The organism is Chryseobacterium subflavum, from assembly GCF_055762745.1.
This window is the reverse complement of sequence record NZ_JBVTMR010000001.1, coordinates 973698-999571: the sequence shown is the minus strand read 5'-3', so window position 1 is coordinate 999571 and position 25874 is coordinate 973698. Positions and strand designations below refer to the sequence as shown.

Annotated in this window: 1 protein-coding gene; it reads right to left on the bottom strand. The window is 39.5% G+C overall.

The window, feature by feature from the left end:
• Positions 1–4: 4 nt before the first annotated feature.
• Complete coding sequence (locus AC0INN_RS04290; protein WP_306611930.1) at positions 5–25819, bottom strand: SDR family NAD(P)-dependent oxidoreductase; 25815 nt, start codon at positions 25817–25819, stop codon at positions 5–7.
• Between the last annotated feature and the right edge of the window lie 55 nt (positions 25820–25874).

Here is a 25874-nt window from a genome sequence, read left to right as displayed (position 1 = left end):
TCAATTAATTTTTATAAGCATGTAAAAGAGGATGTAGTTTTTGTTCATCCCGAACTTGTTTTATAGGCTGTACCTGAATCGTATGTTTTACAGGATCTTCCTCCTTTTTGGCAAACCAGTAGCTTTCCTTTGCAAAAGGATAAGATGGCAAACCGATGATGGATGGTTTATCATCCTGATATAACAGATCCCAATCGATAACCGCTCCTTTGATCCATAATTTGATTAGAGACTCGCTTTCCTTTTCCTGGAGAGCACTTTCCAGATAAGCTTTTCCTGCTTTTCCTTCCAGCATGAATCCTGAATCATCCTTACGGACATTTCCTGTAAGCAATTCTTCAAGATGATGTTTCAGATAATTGTTCAGTTGTAAGATCAGATCAGCTTTGCTTTCTGCTAAAAATGCTAAACGCTCTTCCAGTGCGTCTCGTCCTGTCTGTAAGGTATATGCAAGATCATAAAGATTGATTTCTGCATTCTTTTCAACAAAATCCTTCAGATCTGAAACCTTCTCCCGGAGTCTGTTTGTATTTTTAGCTGACAATACAATAATTGCTGGTCCGGAAACGTTTCGATTCTCAGGCTGCGGGCTAACATATTCCTGAATAATGATATGGGCATTACTTCCTCCTGCACCGAAACTACTGATTCCAGCGATCCGTGCCTTATTACCTTGTGTTGACCATTCTTCCAGAGACTGTTGTACTCTGAATGGACTGTTTTCAAAATCTATGTTCGGGTTGAGTACTTCAGAATGCAGAGAAGGAACCAATTGACGATGTTTCATTTGAAGCAACACCTTTGTTAATCCTGATATTCCCGCTGCTGATTCACAATGCCCAATGTTCGATTTTACGGAACCTACGCTGCAAAATTGTTTAGCATCAGATTCGAATGCATTCTTTAATCCGGTCAATTCTATAGGATCTCCTAAACTTGTTCCTGTTCCGTGTGCTTCTATATAGCTGAAATCTTCCGGCTGAATTCCTGCTTTTTTCATGGCCGCTTTAATGACCGCAGTCTGAGCTTTTGGATTCGGGACGGTGTAACCATTGGTTTTGCCGCCATGGTTGACAGCTGTTCCTTTAATCACTCCGTAAATACGATCACCGTCAGCAACAGCACGGCTTAAAGGTTTTAGTAACACAGCTCCAACTCCTTCACCCGGTACATAGCCTTCTCCACCTTCTCCGAAACTCTCGCATCGGCCTTTGCTGGAGGCGAATCCACCTTCACTTAAAATTAAAAATTTGTTTTGATGCAAACTTAGATTGACTCCTCCTGCAACAGCCATTTCTATTTCTCCTGACTGTAAATCTTTACAAGCCATATGGATTGCCGTTAAAGAAGAAGAACACATCGTATCTACCGCCATACTAGGTCCGTGGAAATTGAAAAAGTAAGATACCCGGTTGGCAATACCGCTTGGGTTGCCCAGTAAAGCTGTCGGATTTCCTTTTGCTGTTTCTTCTGCTCCGAATAACTGATATTCTTCGTACATTACTCCTACATATACTCCAACCTGTCCTGACATACCGCTTGTTTCATTTACTTTCCCCTGAAGTTTGGCTTTTGTATATCCCGCATCTTCCATGGTTTCCCATACCGTTTGTAAGAAAAGTCTTTCCTGAGGATCCATGATTTCTGCTTCCCTTGGAGAAATATTAAAGAATAAAGGGTCAAAAAGATCAATATCTTTCATAAATCCACCCCACTTGCTATAGGTTTTGCCTTCTTTACCTTTTACAGGATCATAAAAATCGCTGATCTTCCAACGGTCTTCAGGGATTTCTCTGATGCTGTCTTTTCCTGATTTAAGATTCTCCCAAAACTCATCCAGATTCTTAGCATCAGGATATTTTCCACTCAATCCGATAATGGCAATCTCTTCAGATAGTATTAATGATTCAGGAAGTTCTTTTTCAGGAGTTTCTGTTCGTTGATCTACTGCCTTATCAGATGCTGTAGATTGTATATTTTTTACCTGATCTGTAAAGGCTACTTTCTTATGATCAACGGTTGTTGCTGATCCTGTTAGTTTCATAAGTTCATTGCGATGGGTTTTCAGGAAATGAGAAACCAATTCACCCAAGGTCTGACATTCAAAAAATACGGTTCTTGAAACCTTACCGAGTTTTTCTTCCAATAGGTTCGTCAATCTTACGACTATCGTAGAATCGATACCAAATTCTTCAAAAGGAATATCCTGCTGTAATTTAGCCACAGGGATCTTTAAGGTTCCGGCTATCAATGTCCCAATATATTCTATAGATGCTTCATATAAATGGTCATCAGCCTGGGAAACCGGAGTTTCTTTTGCCACTTCTTTTTGAAGTAGTGAACTTCCTTTTTCTATTCCCAGTTTTTCAGGATCTCCATAGATGACAATTCCCTGATTGAAATTGCTGTTCAATAAAGTGTCAAAAGCACGAAGTCCATCAGCAGTCAGCATTGGCCATAAACCAAAATGATGCGCCATATATTTCTCGTGTTCTGTGCTGATCTGCATTCCGCCCTCTTTCCATAATGGCCAGTTGATGCTTACTGTCTTTCCTGTTCTTTTTCCACGAAGCCGTTCCATTTCGCGATGTGAAGCAAAATGATCCAGCCACAAATTAGCTGATGCGTAATCCGACTGTCCTGTATTCCCGAATATTCCCGCTAATGATGAAAAATAAACCGTGAAATCAAGATTTTCATTTTTGGTTGCCAGATCAATGTTTTTAGCTCCTTTTACTTTAGCAGAGAAAACATCCCTAACCTCAGCTGCTGTCTTGTGAATCATCAGGCTATCTCTGGTTACCCCAGCACTATGAATAATACCATCAATACGGCCATATTCATTTTTGATTTTTTTCATTAAAGCCGTTACGCTTCCAAGATCAGTAATATCGCATTGTTCGTAAGCGGTGCTGGACAATTTTCTTAATCTACTTTTTTGTGAAGCATTAAGCTCACTTCTGCCGACCAATATTACTTTTGTGCCTGCAGTCTGATTGAAGTAATCTGCAAATAATAATCCCAATCCGCCTGCACCTCCAGTGATCAGATAAACACCATTTTCTTTAGCGGCTGTTTTTACCTCTTGATTGTCGTTTATGTTTAAAACTTTCAGTTTTTTTACTTCTCTTCTTCCAAGGTGATATCGAACTTCAGCATCGGTATTTTCCTGTTCAATTTGTAAAATCCTCACTAATTCATTCAATCCGTTAATCGACAGATTGTCTACTTCAATTAGTTTTCCTGCGGACACTAAGCTTTCCTGTACTGCTGTTTTCAATAATCCTGAAAGAAAACTATAATCCATTTCTTCTCCGGCAGGATATACCAATTGAATCATTTGCCCTACAGGTTTTCTTTGCTGTATTTCTTCAAGAATCTGAATGAAAGTTTCTTCCGGAGCATTTTCATGAATCATCTTTACTTCACATTCCAGGCTCTCTTCCAGCTTTTCTGCTAATACTGCAGAACCACCCGCCAAAAATACCAAAGGAGCAACTGATGTGTTTGTTCTTTTTGAATTAAATTCCTCTACACCTGCTTTCTGCCATTCATTAGCATACAGGTACAATCCAATACCACTCTCTGAAGTTTCCTTATTCTGACGTTTATTCTCATGAGCCACCGAAGATGTACTGTTGTTGTTTTCTAATGTTAAAACCACTAACTCAGTGAAACTGATCAGAACCTCACCCTGCTGATTCAGCATTTCAATCTCATAACTGCTGGATTGTTTACCTGAACTGTTTTTTCTCACATAACACCAGATTTCTTGTGATAAAGGCTTACAGATATTGATCTCCCTTACACTGAATGGCAACATCAATTGCTGGCTTTGATCAGAAAGACTGATCGCCATGCAGGTTTGTAATGCGCCATCCATCATTCCAGGGGATAAAGTAAATCCAGCTTCTGGAGTTAGCTCAATTCTTGATAATGCAGACTCCTCATTATACCAAACCTCCTGAACTCCCTGGAAGGTTGTTCCATAGTCCAATCCAATAGATCTGAACAATTCATAATAGGCTGCTTTATCCATTTTTGAAATAAAGCTATTTCGTAACTTATTGATGTTTTTGATCTGAGGAACTACGTTGGAAACCGATCCCATTATTCCTTGTCCATGCAACTGTTTCTCATCCGGACCTGAATAGATTTTATAAGTCCATTCATTATTCAAAGTTTCAATATTAATATGAAGTTGTACTGGTTCAGTATTAACCTTTACAGGTTGTAACCAGTTCACTTCTCTTAATTGAGCTATTGAAACCTCAGCACCCATCTCACCTGCTACACGGGCCATTTCAAGATAAGCGACTCCAGGCAGAACCTGTTCTCCAAAGACCTTATGATCTCTTAAAAAAGATTCACTTCCATTCAGCAGACTGCTAAACAAACAATTCTTTAGACTGGAATTATTCTGATGCAATAATGGATGTGCAATAGCAGAACTTGTAACTATTTTCTGTTCAGATTTCAGCCAATATCTTTCTCTTGCAAAAGGATAATGAGGTAGACTCACTTTATTACACTTCGTTTCCTGATATAATACATTCCATTTTACAGGAAATCCTTTTACCCAATATTCTCCTACAGCTGTCCAGAATTTATTGGCTAAAGCATTTTGAATCGCAGATGCTTCGGAAGATCGGCTGACTTCTTTTTTATAATGTCTGATATTTCCAGTAAAATAATGCCCTTCTTTTCCGATTGTAAAATCAGTAAGTCGATCAACCAGATCCTCAATTGTTTTTGCTGGAATAGCCAATCTTTCTTCCATTGCTGATCTTCCGACCTGCAAGGTGTAAGCAATATCATATAAGCTGATCAACGGTTCATTTTTAATATGTTTAACAAGCTGTTCAGCCTGTACAATCAATTGTTCTCTGCTTTTAGCTGACAATACAATCAATACATCTCCGCTATGCTTAATCTCTTTCTTTTCCTGAGGGATGTATTCTTCAATAACCATGTGCGCATTGGTTCCACTAAAACCAAAGCTGCTGATGGCCGCTCTTCTTTTTGTATTAGCCGGTGTATTCCAATCGGTTAGTGTATCCTGTATTTTAAATGGACTCTCTTTAAAATTGATTAACGCATTAGGCTTCTCATAATTAATGCTAGGCGGCAATTGTTTATGTTTCATTGCCAGAAGTACTTTTAAAACACTAGCCACTCCGGCAGCTTCTAAAGCATGACCTATATTTGTTTTCACACTTCCCAGACTGCAGAAATTCTGTTGATTGGTGTACGCTCTGAATGATGCATTTAAAGCTTCAAATTCTATAGGATCTCCTAATCCCGTACCTGTTCCGTGAGCTTCCACGTAGGTGATGGTTTCAGGATTGATATTAAACCTGTCATATACTTCTTTCTCCAGTTCTTCCTGAGATACTACACTTGGAGCGGTAATACCATTGGTTGTTCCGTCCTGGTTGGTCAGACTTCCTTTGATCACTCCATAAATACGGTCGTTATCCCGTTCTGCATCTGCCAGCCTTTTCAAAACAACAACACCAACACCTTCTCCCATCACAAAGCCATTAGCTCTACTATCAAAGGTGTAGCATCGTCCATCTGCAGACAGCATACCCGCTCTTACCGCCATATCATGTGAATGGGCAGAATTGATAATATTGATACCACCCGCCAAAACAAGATCTGTATCGCCTCTTTGAAGACTGTTAAATCCAAGATCCATTGCAACCAAAGAGCTTGAACAAGCTGTATTGACGGCTATTGCAGGTCCTTTTAAATTAAGGAAATAAGAAATTCTTGAGGCCAATATCGCACTTGAATTTCCCCAAAGCGCCGAAGGTAATGTTCCTTCAGTTCCAGCAATATAATCACTGTGTCCTGCTCCTGCATATACACCGCATTTCAGAGATGAAAGAGAGTCTGGGTCAATTCCTGCATCTTCAATAGCTTTCCAGCTATGTTCAAGGAATAACCGCTGCATAGGATCCATCATTTCTGCTTCAGACCCTGAAAGTTTAAAGAATAAAGGATCAAAATAGTCCGGATTTTCCAAACAGCTTGCCCATCTTTTCTGTCCTTCCACATTGTTATCATCTCTCCTCCATTTCTCATCCTTTATCTCTTTGACAAGACACTGCCCTTCAGCCAATACTTTCCAGTATTCATTCAGATCATTGGCCGTTCCGAATTGTCCACTGATTCCTATAATCGCAATTTCAGCGGTGGAATAAGAATGCTTTGAAACTTTATTTTCAGCAGCCTGACTTTTCTTTTCGGTTAATATGGTTTTATCTGCAACAGCATAGTGATGAACCTCAACAGGAGCCTGCAATTCTTCAGAGAAATTCTTTAACACATAATCCGTCATTAAATTAATGTTAGGATAACTGTATAAATCAGTTGCCTTGATGGTGATATTCAGCTCGGAATTGATATTGTTTACCAATTCAACACCCATAATGGAATCAAAACCATAGTCTTTAAACTGAGTGGTCGTATCAAAATCTTCTTCAGGCAACACAATCGTTGCTGCTGCGATCTGAATTAATTTTTCCATCAGCCAACTGTTATCCTGAGCTGTTTTAGTCTTTACATCAGCAGGTTCAGCTCTTTCTTCTATTGTTATGTTTTCTGAAGAATATTCAAATAGTTCCTGATCTGGCTCTTTTGCAGAAACGGCTAATGTCTTTTTTCCTTCCGGAATCCAATAACGATTACGTGCAAACGGATACACTGGTAAACTTATTTTAGCTGGTTTCTGACCCAGATAACAAGCAGACCAATCTTTTAATACTCCGCTTAACCAGTTTTCTGCCGTTGAAATTAAAGCTCTATTATTTTCTTCCGGTTTGCAAACAGGAACATTCAGATCTCTTTTTTCAGAAAGAAGGTTGATAAGATCTTTGGTATTAGCTGCTATAAATACCGCTTTTTCCTTCATCTTTTCACGCCCATTTTGCAAAGTATAAGCGACATTATGTATATCAAGCTGAGGATTCAGCTCCAGATAGTTCTTAAGATTGATAATCTGTTGTTGAAGTTGCCCCTTTGTCTTTGCCGATAATGGAATAATAGCACTGCCATCTATTTTATGAGTCAATTTTGATGACTGATATTCTTCAATAATGATGTGTGCATTGGCTCCTCCAAATCCGAAACTGCTGATCCCGGCAATTCGTGGCTTATTTCCTTCGCTGGTCCATTCTGTAGTTTCTTTCTGTAAACGGAATGGGGTATTTTCCATTTGTAAATAGGCATTTGGATTTTGCAAGTGCGGATTACCAGGTAAAACTTTATGCTTCATGGCCATCAATACTTTTGCTAATCCGGCCATTCCGGCTGCAGACTCAAGATGTCCGGCATTTGTTTTTACACTACCAATGCTGCAATAGGCTTTTTGTGTTTGCTGTAGTCCTTTATCCTCATATAATGTATTGAATGTAAGCTTAAGCCCTTCAATTTCTATAGGATCACCCAGCGCTGTTCCTGTCCCATGTGCTTCTATGTAGCTGATATCACGTGGATCTATATCTGAATTTCGGTATGCTTTTACCAATAGATCTCTTTGTGCATTGGGATTCGGAGAGGTTAACGTATTAGCTCTTCCACCATGGTTTTCAGCCGTTCCACGGATCACTCCGTAGATATGATCACCATCAGCTACAGCCTTGCTTAAAGACTTGAGGATCACAATTCCCACTCCTTCTCCACGGACATAACCATTGGCACGCTGATCAAAAGTTTTACATCTTCCATCTTCGCTCAACATCCCTGCACTGCTGAAGGAAAGCGTCAGTTCCGGAGACAGTATGGCGTTGACTCCACCTGCAATGGCCATATCGCAATGTCCGTTTCTGATGTGTTCTACGCCTCGATGAATGGCAATTAATGCACTTGAACACGCAGTATCCACCGGCTCACTTGGTCCATGAATATCCAATAGATAAGAAATTCTGTTTACCAATATCGAATGAGCGGCACCTGTGGAAAACTGTGCCAGACTTGTAAGATCGGTTCCGTTATTCAATAACATGGAATAATCTACCGCAGATACTCCGATAAAGGTTCCGGTATTGGTTCCTCTTAATGCGGAAGTGGCTATTCCTGCATCTTCCAAAGCGTGGTATACAGCTTCAAGGGTAATTCTTTGCTGAGGATCCATTAAAGCAGCTTCTTTAGGCGAAATATTGAAAAATAAAGGATCAAATTTGTCGATATCGCTGATAAATCCACCCCATTTTGCTTTGGTTTTGCGGCTTTCTTTTTGAGGATCTCCGTAATATTCCTGCCAGCTCCATCGATCTTCAGGGATTTCTGTGATCAGGTCTTCATTATTTTTAATTCTCTCCCAGAAAGTATTGATGTCAGGTGATCCCGGAAAACGTCCGCTGATCCCTATAATAGCAATTCCCTCTTCAGCTGGCTTTTGAGCTGCCTTTACCGGTGAGCTGTTGTATTGTGAAGAATGTTTTCTGTTTTTACGCCCGGAAAATTGATCAAATCGAGTTGAATCCTGAGCTGGAGTAACAGCCCTTGAATCATTTTTACTTTCTATTGCAAGGTTTGGATATTCTTTGATCAGGAATTCTGAAAATACTCCAATAGCCGGATAGTTATAAAATACCGTAGGCATTAATTTAAGATCATAGAAATTATTCAATGAACTGGTAAACTGGGTCATTAAAAGGGAATCAAAACCATATTCACCAAATTCTGTTTCCTGGTCAACCGTCGAAACCTCCATTTTAAGCAGTTTTGCTACAATTTCACTCACTTCTCTAACGATCTTATCTTTCGCCGTTTTTGAACCACCTACGTTTTCATTTGTACTTTTAGGTACTGAAACATTTTTTTGAGTGGTATTTGCAACTGCATTACCTGTCGTTTTGGAAATTCCTTCTTCTTTACCAAAATACACCGCATATTGTCCTGATTGAGCTTTCAGAATAAGATCGAACATCTCAAGACCTGTTTGTGTTGCCATTGGAATCATACCAAACTGACTTTCAAGGTATTTTTCTCCTGCTGCACTTACCTGCATTCCACCGGACTTCCATAATGGCCAGTTCAGACTGATTGTTTTTCCTGATCTCTGTCCTTTGGCAGCCGCTTCATTTCGGTATTCCACATAATGATCCAGATAGGTGTTGGCCGACGCATAATCTGATTGTCCTGCATTCCCTGTCACCGCTGCAACGGATGAAAAGAACATCATAAAATCAAGAGGTTCGTCTTTTGTTACTTCATCTAATACCTTCGTTCCTGTAATTTTAGGATGAAGCACCTGTTCCAAGTGTTCCTGGGTTTTATTCAGAATAAAACTATCTTTCAACGTTCCGGCACTATGGATAATTCCATTCAATCCCTGATAGGTTTCTTTGATGGTTGTAAGCAATCGCTCTGTGTCCTGATAATCTGTAATATCGCATGAATAATATACTGTTCCCGGAATTTCAGACAGTAGTTTTTCTATTTCCTGATCTGCCGTTCTTCTACCTGTCAGGATAATTTTCACATTTTTAGTTTTGCTTATATGCTTCGCGAAAATCTGTCCGAGACCACCGGCACCACCTGTAATGAGGTATACTCCATTTTCACGGATCGCCATTTGATCTACCGCTAGAATATCTTTTACTACCGGTCTGAACTGTTTTGTTTTGAAAATACCCTGATCATAACGGATTTCAGCATTTTTACTTACTTCATTTTTCAGTAATTCTGCCAGAAAATCAGGATCGAAGCTGTCTACACCGATGGTCTGTCCGGTAACTCCAGGATTTTCCTGAACTGCCGTTTTTAACAAACCGGTAATAAACCCTGCCTGTGGATACTGATGATTTGGGTAAACCACTGTGATATGCATTGAAGTATTTTTCTTCAAGTAACTTTTAAGCTGTTCAAGTATTGTAGTAAAATATTCGATTGGCTGATCGATTGCAATGGTCTGTACCGGGATTCCCAATCTTTCTTTTAATGTTTCTGCCAATGAATCTGTACCTCCTGCAAGCCAAATGAACTGTTTCTCAGTTTCACGTACTTTGGAGGAGTCTTTTGCAACCATTTCTTCCCAAACCGGCTGATAGATAAATGTATCAATATCTTTTTTAACAGACTTTGTGGGTTTAAAACCATCTAACGGAAGGGCTACAAAGTTTCTGAAACTTACTAAAACGACACCATGATCATTGATCAGATCAATATCGTATGCTGCCAGCTTATCTTCTGATTTGGTTTGCTCATTTTTTCGTGCATATGCCCACAATGATTGTCCTTCTAATGTCTGGTAGCAGCTCATCTCTCCCATAAAATAAGGAAGTGCCAATGAATACGTTTCGTCAGCGAGTTGCTGGAAACCATAAATGGTATGGAGCATACTGTCAAGGATTCCAGGAGTATACATAAAGCCTTCAAGGCTTGTCAGATTAATTTTAGCTAAACAACCATGGTCATCTGCATACATCTTTTGAACTCCCTGGTAGGCAGCACCGAGATCAAGTCCTGCAGCCAAAAATTCATTGTACATTCCTTTCCCATCCAATACCTTATCGGCTTTAGCCTTCAAAGCATTGATGTCCATTTTTTCCGGCTGGATAAGCTTATCGGTGGATATCTGACCATTACCATGTACCACTTCTTTATCGTTATAGACCTCATAACAAAGCTGATCACCATCCCTATAAATCGCGGTTGAAATCTTTGCATAGTCATCCACGATGGAAATCGGATTGACCCAACTGATATTTCTAAGTTGTGTTACCTTTTGGCCTGTACTCAATGTTCCGGCAATTCTTGCCAGTTCGAGATAAGCAACTCCCGGCAATATCTTTTCGTTTCTTACTTTATGATCGCTCAGGAAAACTTCCTCACCTGTAAAAATACTGGTATACTTTTGTTCATTTAAATCCGATTCATTCATATGCAGTAATGGATGAATTCTGGTATTTGCCATTGTTTTTAGCAGGAATGAACTGACAGGGATCCAGTATCTGTTTTTGGTAAACGGATAAACAGGTAAATTGATTTTCGAAGGACGTCCGTTGATATATAGCAGGTTCCAATCTACAGATGCTCCTTTAACCCATAAGCCTGCCAATGAATTGAGGTCTTTATTGTCAATGGCAATACTGATATAGGCATTTCCGGAACCCGTTTTATCCTGTTTTATATTTCCCGTAAATCCATGTTCTGAATTTCCTGAAAGATAATCTGTCAGTCTGCTCATCAATTCGATTTTATTGGTTACGACCAAGGCCAGTCTTTCTTCCATCTCATCCCTGCCCGTTTGCAGGGTATAGGCGATATCAAAAAGATTCGCTTCAGGATTTTTTTGAACAAAATCTAAAAGGTTACTCACCTGCTGTTTCAGATTGTCTTTAGTTTTTGCAGAAAGTATAATAATGGACTGGCCGTCTTCCTGATAAGGAGTTGTCTGATCAGGTCGGTATTCTTCAATGATAATATGTGAATTGGCGCCTCCGAATCCGAAACTGCTGATTCCCGCAATTTTAGGACGGTTATCGGATCTGATCCAGGGACCTGTCTCTGTTCGCAACTGGAAGATACTTCCGTTTAATTTCAGGTATTCATTAGGATTTTTTAAGTGTGGATTTCCTGGCAATGTATTGTGTTTCATACACAGTAGTACTTTAATAGTACTTGCAATACCTGCTGCAGATTCCAGGTGTCCGATATTGGTTTTTACACTTCCGATACTGCAATGCGGTTCTGTAGGCTGTTGAAGTCCTTTATCTTTATATAAATCTTTAAATGCAAGCTTCAGTCCTTCTGCTTCTATCGGATCTCCAAGAGGTGTTCCGGTTCCGTGAGCTTCAATATAACTCACATCACGCGGATCAATTCCGGCACTGCGATAGGCATGAAGCAAAAGATCTCTTTGTGCAATCGGATTAGGTGAAGTTAAGGTGTTCGCTCTTCCCCCATGGTTTTCTGCGGTACTTCTGATCAACGCATGAATAGGATCACCATCTGCAATGGCCTGTTTCAATGATTTAAGGACAATAATTCCTACTCCTTCTCCTCTTACGTATCCATTGGCACTCTGGTCAAACGTTTTACATCTTCCGTCTTTGCTCAACATTCCTGATTGGCTGAAAGAAAGAGTCAACTCTGGAGAAAGTAGTGCATTCACTCCTCCTGCAATGGCCATATTACACATACCGTTTCTGATATTTTCAACCGCCCTGTGGATGGCAATTAATGAACTTGAACAGGCCGTATCTACCGGTTCACTTGGTCCATTGATATCCAGTAAATAGGAAATCCTGTTCACCATCATGGAATGTACGGAGCCTGTAGTGGTATGCATTTGTCCCGCTAAATCGGTTTCATGGCGAAGGCGTATCAAATAGTCAGAGGCAGAAACTCCTATAAATATTCCGGTATTGGTCCCCTTAATGCTTTCTGTTGCAATTCCACCGTCTTCCAGCGCCTGGTATACGGACTCCATGAGAATACGTTGTTGAGGATCCATTAGCTCAGCCTCCATGGGAGAAATACTGAAAAATGCAGGATCAAACTTATCGATATCGGTAAGGAAACCTCCCCACTTGGATCGGGTTTTATTCTTTTCCGTTAAAGGATCTCCGTCATATTTTTTCCAATCCCATCGGTCTGCGGGAACTTCTGTGATCAGGTCTTTATTTTCGCTGATATTTTTCCAGAAAGTATCCAGATCCGGTGATCCCGGAAAGCGTCCACTCATCCCAATAATAGCAATAGGTTCATTGACGGATTGTGGTTTTGGTTTGTAAGGAGTGAACTGTTTTACTGATTGCTTTACAGGTGTTGCAAAGGTTGTTGAAAAAGCGCTCTTTTTTATTGTGATTTTTTCAACCGGATTAGCTATTGGAGCAGCAGGAGATTCTCCGTGCAATGCAGTGAGTGCCTCCGTATATTCTTCTGTCATAAATGCAGCCAGTTTATTGATGGTTGCATAATTATAAAAGACCGTTGGCATCAGATCCAGATCATAATAACCGTTGAGCTCATTGTTGAAACGGGTTAATAAAATGGAATCAAACCCATAATCTCCGAATTTTTTATCATTTTCAATTTCGGCAGGCTCCATTCTTACTAATTCAGCAACAATACTGATGATCTTATCGGTCGCTTTTTTCTTTAGCAAACTTGCTTCAACTGGTGCTGTTATTTGTTCGTCAACCGATTTTTCAACAGTTTCGTCAGGAGTATCTTCCTGTACCGTAGTTTCAAGACCATCCAAGGGAAGTGCCACAAAATCTTTGAAGCTTAACAATACATCTCCTTCATTATTCAGGAGATCCAGATCGTATGCAACGACCTGATCGCCGTCTTTGTAATTTTCACTTTTTCTGGCATAGCCCCACAATACTGAAGCATCTGTTATAGGCTCATAAAAATATACTTCTTTTACAAAATAGGGTAACTCCAATGAATAGGCTTCTCCTCCTGAAATAACCAATCCGTAAATAGTATGCAAGAGACTGTCCATAATACCCGGTGTATACATGCAACCTTCCAGTTCTTCAAGACGGATCTCTGATAAAGCGATATTCTCCCCTACGTTAATTTGGGCAACTCCTCTGAAGCTCTTTCCAAGGTTCAATCCGTTTTCTTTGAAATTGTGATAAACTTCTGCTCCAGGAATAACCTTTGAGCAGGCCGCTTTCATCATTTCCAGATCATATCTTCCGAGAGGTTCTCCCTCACCGGTAATGATCAAACCGTTTCCATAAAGAAGCTGGCTATTTTTCTGATTATAAATTTTGTAATTAAGACCTGTTGGTTCTGGATCCAATGTAACGGCAATAGAGACCATTCCATTTTCAAGTTTTAGCGGGTTCAGCCAACTCACATTTTTTAATTTTACCACTTGCTTTTGGGAGCTCAAAGCCCCTGCTGCTCTCGCTATTTCCAGATAGGCTACTCCCGGAAGTATTTTCTCATCATTTACGATGTGATCATAAAGGAAAGATTCAGTTCCATCATATACTGCCGCGTATTGTTTTTGCTTACCATTAGATTCATCGGTATGTAACAAGGGATGCAGATGATTTTCTGTGATTGGTGCATGCACTATTCTTTTAGGAGAATCAGGGATCCAGTACCGTTGTCTTGCAAATGGATAAACAGGGAGACTGATGCGTTTTGGTAACATATCTGTGTATAATAGTTTCCAATCAACATCAATTCCTTTTACCCACAGCTGAGCAAGGCTTTTGATCTCATTATTTTTAAAAGCTGTTTCCACATAGGCTTTTCCTGCAGTTCCCTCGAGAAGGAAGCCGATTTGCTCCTGATTGATATTTCCTTGATAGAATCCAAAGCTATTGCCATTGGTGTAGTTCTCCAACTGAGTCAATAGATCTTCCTGGCTTTCTGCAATCCATGCAAGACGCTCTTCCATCGCTTCACGTCCTGATTGTAACGTATAAGCCAGTTCGTGTAAATCAGTATCCGGATGAGCTTGCAAGAACATTTTCAACTGCAATGCTTTAGCTTTTAACCGGTCTGCATTTTTTGCAGACAGTAGAATAACAGCAGGCTGTCCTTCCACAATTTCTTTTCTGGTAGCAGGAATATATTCTTCTATAATTAAATGGGCATTGGCTCCACCAAAACCAAAACTGCTGATTCCAGCGATTCTTGGTTTGTTGTCAGCAACATTCCAGTCGGTTGTATTTTGTTGCAACCTGAACGGACTTCCATCCAGATTTAAATATGGGTTGGTCTGAATCAAATGAGGATTTCCAGGCAGTGTTTTATGTTTCATCGCCAGGATGACCTTCATTACCCCTGCAATTCCTGCAGCAGCTTCCAGGTGGCCAATATTTGTTTTGACACTTCCAATACTGCAATAGGCAGCTTCTGCCGAAGTTTGATTTCTCTGTTTATATAAAGTATTAAAAGCCAATTTCAATCCTTCTATTTCAATGGGATCTCCCAGCGAAGTTCCTGTTCCATGAGCCTCTATATAGCTTACATCTGCCGGATGAACTCCTGCTCTGCTATACGCTTTAACCAACAGTTCTTTTTGAGCATTCGGGTTTGGAGAAGTTAATGTATTGGCTTTTCCACCATGGTTTTCTGCGCTTCCACGGATAATTCCGTAAATATGATCTCCGTCTGCTTCTGCCTGTTCCAATGATTTTAAGATCACCACTCCTACTCCTTCACCACGTACATAACCATTAGCACTTTCGTCAAATGTTTTACAACGTCCATCTACGCTTAGCATTCCAGATTCACTGAATGAAAGAGTCAATTCCGGAGAAAGAAGTGCATTTACCCCTCCGGCAATTGCCATTTTGCTATCTCCGTTTCTGATGTGTGCTACGGCACGGTGAATGGCAATCAGTGAACTAGAACAAGCGGTATCCACAGGCTCGCTTGCCCCACGAATATCTAATAAATAAGATATTCTGTTGACCAGGATAGAATGTACTGATCCGGTTGCATAATGTCCCTGTCCGGTTAAATCAGACTGATTATTCACTAACATAGAATAGTCGGATGTGGAAACTCCAATAAAAATACTGGTGTCACTTCCTTTGATCTTATCCGGTGCAATTGCTGCATCTTCAAGAGCATGATATACGGCCTCCAGAGTGATTCTTTGTTGTGGATCCATCAGTTCTGCTTCACGCGGAGAGATGTTAAAGAATAAAGGATCAAATTTATCAATGTCGGAGATCAGTCCGCCCCATTTAGCTTTGGTCTTATTTTTTTCTTTTAACGGATCTCCGTAATACGCTTTCCAATCCCATCGGTCTGGGGTAATTTCAGTGATCAGATCTTTATTGTGACTGATATTTTTCCAGAAAGCATCTAAATCATCTGACCCAGGGAAACGTCCACTGATCCCAATAATAGCAACTGCTTTTTGTATTGTATCAGTATTGTTACTGATGACATTCACAGCTGTTTTTGGTAATGCGGTACGTCCCTCATTATTGAAAGCAACTCGTTTGTGTATGATCGTGGCAGGTTGAACCTCTTCTGATTTTACAACTACAGATGAGCTGTGTTTTTGAGTTACTGACGCATAATGTTCTTCCATTAAAAAATCTTTCAGATCATTGATCGTCGGATAATTATAAAAAACAGTGGGTAATAATTTAAGCTCATAAAATGCATTTAACTGGCGGGCAAATCTGGTTAATGAAACAGACTCAAAACCGTAATCACCAAATGCTTTGTCTCTTTTAATAGCCGCAGAGTTTAATTTTAACAACACTGCTACTGTTTCGATAATTTTACCTGAAACTTTTTCTGAAATTTCAGATTGACCAATAGCTACTTGGGCTATTGGAGCATCTTCTACCTTAATTTTAGAAATCTGTACATCTTCATGAGTGTTTTCATAGGTAACCAGAATTTCTCCTTTCCCATTTTTTAGTAAAGTATCAAAAGCCCTTATACCATCTGCGGATGGAAGTGAAAGTGATCCCAGGTGTGTTTCCAAATGCTTTATGTCTTCTTCATTCACCTGCATTCCGCCATCTTTCCATAAAGTCCAGCAGATGCTTAAAGTTTTACCGTTTGCTTTTTTACTATTCCTTTCTGTATTTCGGTAAGTCGCATACGTATTCAAATAAGCATTAGCAGCAGCATAATCCGCCTGTCCGGCATTTCCTTTAATGCTTGTTATGGAAGAGAAGAATACCATAAAATCTAATGGCTGATCTTTGGTCGCTTCATCAATGTTTTTTGTCCCCTCTACTTTAGCTGCAAAAACCTCATCCACCTGTAAAGATGTTTTATTGATGATATAACTATCTCTAAGGACACCTGCACTGTGAATCACGCCATTTAAAGGACCATATTCCTGATTAATAAGATGTACCAGTTTCTGGGTTTCTTCAAAGTTGCTCAGATCACAATGATGATAAACAGCTCCAGGTATTTTAGACACTAAAGTCTTAATGGTTTCAGACCATACACTTCTGCCTGTTAGTACCAGTGTAATATTATTTTTACTGCAAATATGCTCTGCGATCTTCAAACCTAAGCCTCCTGCACCCCCCGTTAAAAGGTAAACTCCTCCTTTTTTAAAGGTTATACCTTCCGTATTTTGTGAATCAAAAGTTACAGACACTGATCTTTTCACGGTTCTTACACCATTAGTATAGGCTACTTCAACATCTTTATTATGCTGCTCCGCTTCAATCATTGAAGTAAGTTCTCCCAAATTCTTAACGGATAAATGATCCACGGCAAGTACTTTACCTGTAATTCCAGGATACTCAAGATGTGCTGTTTTAAGCAATCCGGATACAAAACCATACTCAGGGTAATCACTGTTCTGACAAACGATCGTAATTTGAGTACGCCCTTTCTCCTTTATTTTTTCTTTTATTTTAGATAATACGAAATTGAAGAAAGCCACTGGCTTTTCCTGGTTGATGGATATAACTTCCAGTCCCAGTTCTTCCTGAAGCTTATCGCACAAATCTATGGCACCACCAGCAATAAGAATTATCTGATTGGCGGTTTCAAGTTGTTCTGAGCTTAAGGCTTCTTCTTTCCATTCCTGTTGATAATACACTACTTTTCCTTTTTCATTCGAAGAAGTCTTTATTCCTGAATGATCGGAATCCTTGCTTCCCAAAGGCAGGAAGATAAAGTCTTTAAAGGATAATAATGCTTCTCCGTTTTCATTTAATAAATAAAAATCGGCAGTTACAACCTTGTCGTTATCTCCTTCTTTTTTTCTCACCGCATAACCCCAAAGCTCCTGGGCTTCTTCAAGTCCTTTATAGAAATTAATTTCTCCTGCATAAAAAGGCAGTACCAATGAATAAGAATCCATTAAACCATAAATGGCATGAAGAAGGCTATCCATAATACAAGGTGGATATACGCAACCTTCGTTATTCACCAATTTTATTTTTGACAAAGCATATTCTTCTGCCACATATAAGATCTCTACCTGCTGAAAACTACTCTTCAGGTTTAATCCTTCTAAATCAAAGGCGTTATACAATTCTGATCCTGTGATTTCATTGACACAGTCTTTTTTAAGCTGCTGAATATTCATTTTTGCAGGAGCTGCCGTTAAAACATTGGAAAGTCTTCCACTATTATGAGTAATCAGGGTGTCTTCATGGCCACTGTATATTTCATAAACCACATCTTCCTGATCGCGGTGTAATCCTATGTGAAGTGTTTCTGATTGATGAACCCAGAAAGGATTGATCCAGCTTACTTCTTTAAGTTGGGTAACTTGCTTATGGGTACTGAATTTACCCGCAGCCCTTGCCAGCTCCAGATAAGCAACTCCTGGTAAGATTTTATTATGGCGTACCTGATGATCCGCTAAGAATGATTCTTCACCACTAAAAGTGCTGCTGAACTGTTGTTGATCCAGGTCAGATGTATTCTGGTGTACCAGTGGATGTAGTGTTCTGTCAACAATTTTTCCTGTTGGATTCAATTTTCCTTCAGCAGTAGGAAGCCAGTAGCGTTCCCTTGCAAAAGGATAGGTAGGCAGGCTGATCTTACGAGGTTGTTTTTCAGCGTAAAGCAAATTCCAGTCGAATACAGATCCCTGTATCCATAGATCAGCAATTCCAGCCCAATCTCCGGCATTGATCCTATTCTGAACTTCGGTAGATTTTTCTTCACCTTTAGTTCCTATTTTACAGGTTCCTGTTGTATATGTTTTTTGAGAATCTGTATCTTTTAAAAAGTCATCCAGTAAACCTATTAATGATGGAATATCCTTCACAACAAAAGCTACCCGGTTTTCCATGGCTTCTCTTCCTGTTTGTAAAGTATAAGCGATATCCGCCAATGATAAGGTGTTATCTTTTTCTAAACTATACTTTAAGTTAAATACCTGTTCCTGAAGGCGTTCTTCATTTTTCGCTGATAAGACAATGATCGCAGGATCCTGTTCTAATTCATTTTTAGAAGTCTGCTCTGGTGCTCTGAATTCTTCGATAATAAGATGAGCATTGCTTCCACCCGCACCAAAAGAACTTAACATCGCTCTTAATGGCAATTCTTCTGATTGTCCGTTCTGATTAATGATCACAGGTCTTTTCCATGGCGCTAAATTTTGAGGAACATAGAAGGGTGTATCTTCAAAACTGATATTCGGATTCAGTGTTGCAGAATGAATAGATGGTACTAACTGCTGGTGTTTAAACTGTAACAGAATTTTTGTCAGTCCTGCAATACCCGCTGCAGCTTCCAGATGCCCGATGTTTGATTTTACAGAACCGATGGCACAAAATTGTTTATCATCTGTATATTCATCAAAAGCTTTACAAAGTCCCGTCATTTCAATAGGATCTCCTAAAGATGTTCCTGTTCCATGAGCTTCTACATACGATATGGTGCGTGGATCAATTCCGGTCTTTTGCAAAGCAGACTGAATCAATTCCCCTTGTAAATTAGGACTTGGTACGGTATATCCATTGGTTCTTCCATTATGATTAACGGTAGTTCCTTTGATCACCCCATAAATCTGGTCACCATCCGCAATTGCTTTTTCCAGAGGTTTAAGCAAAACTGCACCGATCCCTTCACCTGGTACATAACCATCTCCAATACCAAAGCTTCTGCAACGTCCGTCACTGGCTAAGAAATTATTCTGACTCAGGAATAAATATTTGCTCAATGACAATGATAAGTTCACACCTCCGGCAATACAGCTTTCCGATTCTCCGCTTCTGATGCTTTCACAGGCATAATGTAAAGCCGTTAATGATGCAGAACAAGCAGTGTCTATGGCCATACTTGGCCCTGTCCAGTTAAAGAAGTAAGAAACTCTGTTAGGAATACTGTATAAAAGGCCACTTGGAGCGACAGGATTTCCTTTGGCTGTTTCTTCTATTCCAAGGTTAACGTATGGCTGCCATAATGCCCCTACGAAAACACCTACTTTCTTAGATTGTTCTGTGAGTTTCTCACGGGTAATTCCGGCATCTTCCAACGTGGACCAGACTACCTCTAAAAATAACCTTTCCTGAGGATCGATTTTCTCTGCTTCTCTTGGTGAGATATTAAAAAATAATGGATCAAATTGATCAACATCATTGATAAAACCACCCCAACGGGCATATAACAATCCATTTTCTTTATCTTCATCAAAATGTCCCTTATAATCAAAACGATCCTGCGGAATCTCTTCAATGCAGTCGTCTCCTTTTTTCATCAAATCCCAGAAATCAGAAAGCGTATTCGATTTTGGATATTTTCCACTCACTCCAACAATAGCAATGTCTTTGTTTGTGTTTTTTTCTGTTGAATGCTCAACAGAAGCAATCTCTTCTACCCTTTCCGGTGTTGAATCAATTTCTTCTGGTTCACCTAATAGGTCTTTTAATACACCCGCATGCTTTTTCTGAAAATACCCTGCCAGCTCATTGATATTGCGGTATTCAAAAAATAGGGTTTTGGATAAGTTTCCGAAGGTTTTTGCTAACAATCTATTCAGATCGATGATCATTCTGGAGTTAATTCCCAGTTCTTCAAAAGATGTTTCAGCATCCATTTCTTCTTCTTCCAGACCAACTCCTTCGTGTAACAATGTTTTCAAAAGACTTTCAATACGTTCTATCGCAAGTTCACCACTCTCAACAGCTTTCACTCTTGGGGCTACTGATTGAGTTGAAGTTACAGTAATGGATGCATTGGTTGTTTCTTTGATTGAAAACCCATTAAGTTTGGCAATAATATTTCCTTCAATATCCATCACCTGAGCATCAAATTTTCTGATGCCGCTTCTGGTTTTGTTAGCTTCGTGAGCTATGGTATGTACGTAACACTCCGCAGGAATCTGACCTGTAAATACAATCTCATCTATGGCGACCGGAATGTATTTGGAGTTTTCCAAACCATTAGGCTTATTATTAATAATAGCGGTCTGGAATACTCCTGTAAGCATACTCGGATGTAAAATATAATCTGACAATGTTTCTGCCACGTGTAAAGGCAAGATGAGGTGTCCTAGAGCTTCTTCTTTGTTGGTCCACAGTTCCTTCATCGGCATAAAAGAAGGTCCTACGTGTAGTCCTTCAGCGATGATTTGTTCATAAACCGTTTCCCTGCTTATACTTATATTTAATTTTTCTTGAGCTGCCTGAATATCAAAAGTTCCCAGTTCGCCCGGTTCAATGGATGTTTCCATGTTGACATCACCCATTGCATGTACTGTTTTTCGACCATTGGTATCTTCACTAAATATTTCGTAAGCATACAATGAACCCTTTGGTACCATCTGAATAAAAGCATTGATTGCAGGCCCTGCTGATGATAATACTTCCGGCCAGTAATTATTGGATAAACTGCAGATCCTTTTTCCAAGCAATGTGGCAGCCTGTCTTCCCATTTCAATGTAGCAGGCTCCCGGAACATTGTATTTTCCATCCACCACATGATCCTGCATGAAGAATTCTTCATTGCTGTATCGTTTTCTAAACAGTAAGTTCTTTACGTCTGATCGTTCAGCATCTACCAATGAAGTAGTTGATATATAGCTCTTTTTAGTGTTGTTTGACAGAGATTCTCTGATCTTTTCAGGATCAAAAGATGGAACCTCGTTGGCAATATTAGCAGCAAGATTTTTGATGGTATTGTATTCAATCAATAAAACAGGATTGATTGTTGCTCCCACTAATTCTGTCAATTTTGTAGAAAGCTTTACCAATCCTGAAGAATCAAGACCTAATTTATTGAAGCTGTCTGTATCTGTTATGACTGAAGTTTTAGGTAAAATATCAGCAATCATATTTCTAATTAACGAAGAGAAATCTCCTTTTTCAGAGTCTCTTTTTTCACTATGGGCTTGATCAAATACATGCTCAACACTTAGGTGAGATTCTATTTTAGCTGCAATTCCTTCAATCAATACCGCCTGACCAGATATTGAGGTATTGTTTATGCTTAATAATTTTACAAAACCTTTTAAGGCATCTTCATTAAGCATCGGTTTCATTCCGAATACCTGCCATAAATGTTCTCGTTCTTCATCGGAGACCGTAATTCCTCCACTTTCCCACAAAGGCCAGTTAATAGCCAGATTGATTCCATGATTTCCTTTTTCTATTTCTTTTCTGTTTCTGATTTCCATCATATGATCAAGGAAATTATTGGCAGAAGCATAGTCGCATTGTCCCTGATTAGGCATCAATGAAGCTATTGAAGAAAATACGATAAAGAAATCAAGCGTTTCATTCTGAAGGCATTCATCCAGATTGATCGTTCCATATACTTTTGGAGTGATCACCCTTTCAAATGAATCCGCTTTTTTATTGATGATAAAAGAGTCTTCAATCAGACCAGCTGCATGAATGACTCCATTAATAGTTTTAAATTTCTTTTTGATTTTGGAAATAGCCACAGAAAGTGCTCTTTTATCAGCCACATTAGCTCTGTAGTATGCTGCATTTCCTCCAAGTTGTTTTAATTGCTGAAGCTTTTCTTCAATGGCTTCATTCTTTAAGCTTCGGCCTATTAATATAATATTGGCCTTATAGTGTTCCGCCAAATAAGCCGCGAATACCATTCCTAAACCACCGGTGCCACCGGTAATGATATAACATCCGTTTTCTTTTAACAACAGTTCTGATGATGAGTTGTTCAGTTGTCTTACTGGTACAACGGTTCTTTCCTGTCTTAGTCTGTTACGGTAAATTACTTCCAGGAGAGGAGCCATCACATAGTGCGTCATTTCCTGCACAATGATATCCTGATAAGAAGATACATCTGCCTCACTGATGCCTAATGTTAGAATTGAAATCCTTGGGTTCTCATAAGCCAAGGTTCTGGCAAACCCACCTGCCATTTGCTGTATAGCAGCAGATTTTGTATCATTATAATTGTAGGCAAACAGCAACTTAATACGTCCAGAATATTCAGCAGTAATTAAAGCTTGCGACAGATACAACAATGCATAAATATCCTGCATATTCTCGGCGACCTGTTCACCACGGCTCATTCCCCATCTGTAGATCCAGTTATCTGTAACCATTCCGTCTTCTGCAAGATCTTTAGTCAGATTTTTAAAGGATTCCGCATCAGTAACATTAAGCTGATAGGTGTATTGATCTTTTTTCTCATAAGAATCCCCCGGTAATACCAAAACTGGTTTTGTATAACCTAATTCTGCCTTTATCTTTTCGTATAATAAAGCGTCCGTATCAAAAATAATAACAGAAGCAGGTCTTTCTGCGTGGATTCCTAATGGTCTTTCCAGCCAATCGGTCGTATAATGTAAGCTCTCAATAACAGGTACAGCCGTTTCCTCAATGGTCACAGGTCCTGATTTATAAGCTCTTTTCACAAATTCATTAAATTCAAGGATCACATTTCCATGTTCATCACACAAAAACAGATCAAAAGAAAACCTGTTTCCATTCTGGTATGTATCTGATTTTTTGACATAAGCATAATGAGCATCTGCCAGATTACCATAACAACGGATCGCTTTTAAATAAAATGGTAATAACTGATGTTGGGCTTCTACATTACCCCAGATGCATAATCCAACTACGGTTTGAAAAACCCCATCTAATAGAGACGGTTCCCAGACTTTTGAGGAAACCGGATTTTCTTTTTTAGTAGGTTTTAATAGGCATATTGCTTCATCAGAGGCAAAAAAGCCTTCTGTGATGGTTTGAAAAGTTTCCTTGTAAGCCAAACCTTCTTTTGCAAATTCCTGATAGATTTCTTCTGCTGTTTTTACAGTGGAGCAACGTTGTTTTATTTTTTGCAAGTCAATAGATCCTGCGGAAGTTGTATTGCTTTTCAGTGAGACATTTCCATTGGAGTGAACCCCGTCAGTAGTTGTGATTTCAAATGAAAATCCTGTATTTATTGGTGTAAGTTTGATCTGTAAAGGAACATTCTCTTCATATACTTTTACCGAATGCATCCAGCATACATCATTCAATTCATTAACCGGACGTCCACAAGCCTGTTCTGCTACCGATCTTGCAATTTCCAGATAAACAACTCCCGGCATCATACATTCGCCTTGCACTACATGATCACGAATAAAATAATTTGTTGATTGTAAAAGAGCTTCATATTCCCATTGTTGCTGATCTTTGTTTAAAAACTGCATCAATGGTGATCCCACTTCCCGAACAATTGCTGAATTTGAAGTGGCCACTGAAACAGAAGCTCCATCCATCCAGCATCTTCTTCTTTCAAAAGGATATCCCGGTAAAGAAATTCTTACACCATCAGCCAGTTGATTTTCAGCATCCTTCTCGGTTTTGTTAATTTTTCCTGTGGAAATATATTCTTCTAACTGCTTAATAAGATCTTCTACGTCAGAAACTACGAAAACAGCTTTAGCAGCCATCGTATCTCTTCCGTTTTGAAGGGTAAAGGCAATATCTTGTATGCGTAATTCTGTCCTATTTTTTCTTATAAAATCTGTAATTCTTTCAGCATATGCTTTTAACTGTTTTTCTGTTCTTGCAGATAATGGGATGGTATAACTCTTTACGTTTTCCTCCGTATTTCTGATTTGTTCTCCATCATACGCCTGTAAAATAACATGTGCATTTACTCCCCCCATTCCAAAAGAACTTACCCCGGCTGTCAATGCTCCACTTTGAATTCCGCTTTCAGAAGGCTTCCATTCTGTATTTTCAGTAGAAATAACAAAAGGACTTCCTTTTAAATCGATATATGGATTCAGCTTTTTATGATGCAATATCCCCGGAATTTTTCCATTCTGCATACACAGCAAAACTTTGATAAGCCCAGCTATACCCGCAGCACTTTCCAGGTGTCCGATATTGGTTTTTAGTGCCCCTAAAGTGCAATTGATATTTTCATCCGCTCCATACTGACTGTAGACTTTTTTCAAAGCACTGATCTCAATAGGATCACCCAATGGCGTTGCCGTACCGTGTGCTTCAATATAGCTTACATTTCCTGCTTCCAAAGCAGCATCTTCCAAAGCAGCATTTACTACTTCAGCCTGTGCACGTACGCTTGGGGAAGTCAATGAATTGGAACGGCCATTATGATTCACTGCTGTTCCTTTAATCACACCGATAATACGATCGTTATCTGCTATTGCCGCAGACAATGGTTTTATGAAAATACATCCTACTCCTTCTCCACGTACGTATCCGTCAGAACTTTCATCAAAGGTTTTGCATTTACCTTCTGAGGAGAGCATCCCTGATTTCCCGTGAGACAAATACATGGTTGGTGTAATCAATGCATTCACACCACCTACCAGAGCAGATTCGCAATTTCCTGAACGAATATCCCTGATAGCATTATGCAATGCCACCAAAGAACTGGAACAAGCGGTATCTACCACTTCACTTTTCCCTCTGATATCAAGGAAAAAAGAAACCCTGTTCGCCAAAATAGAATGTACCGTACCAGTAGAAACGAACGAGCTAATCTCCTGATGAGTAGATTGCAGCATTTCTGCGTAATCATTTTTGGAAACCCCAACATACACTCCTACTTTTTTGCCAGACAGGCTCTCCGTGCTGTATCCTGCATCTTCCACTGCATGCCACGCTGCCTCTAAAAAGACTCTGTGCTGGGGGTCAATATATTTAGCTTCTTTAGGGGATATATTAAAGAATAAAGGATCAAATTTATCCATATCATTGATAAATCCTCCCCATTTGCTATTAGTTTTTGGTATGTCCGACGCGGGATCACCATAGTATTCCCGCCAATCCCAACGCGATTCCGGAATCTCCGTTACACTGAAGGTTCCATTGATGAGGTTATTCCAAAAATCATGATAATTATCCGCTCCGGGAAACCTGCATGACATTCCAATAACGGCAATATCTGTCCTGTTCAACTGGTTATCCAGCTGAAGATTATTTTTTGAAGTATCTTCCATGTTGATCTGTTTTTTTAAAATAGAAACAAGCTACCCCACCCACCTGATCTTATAA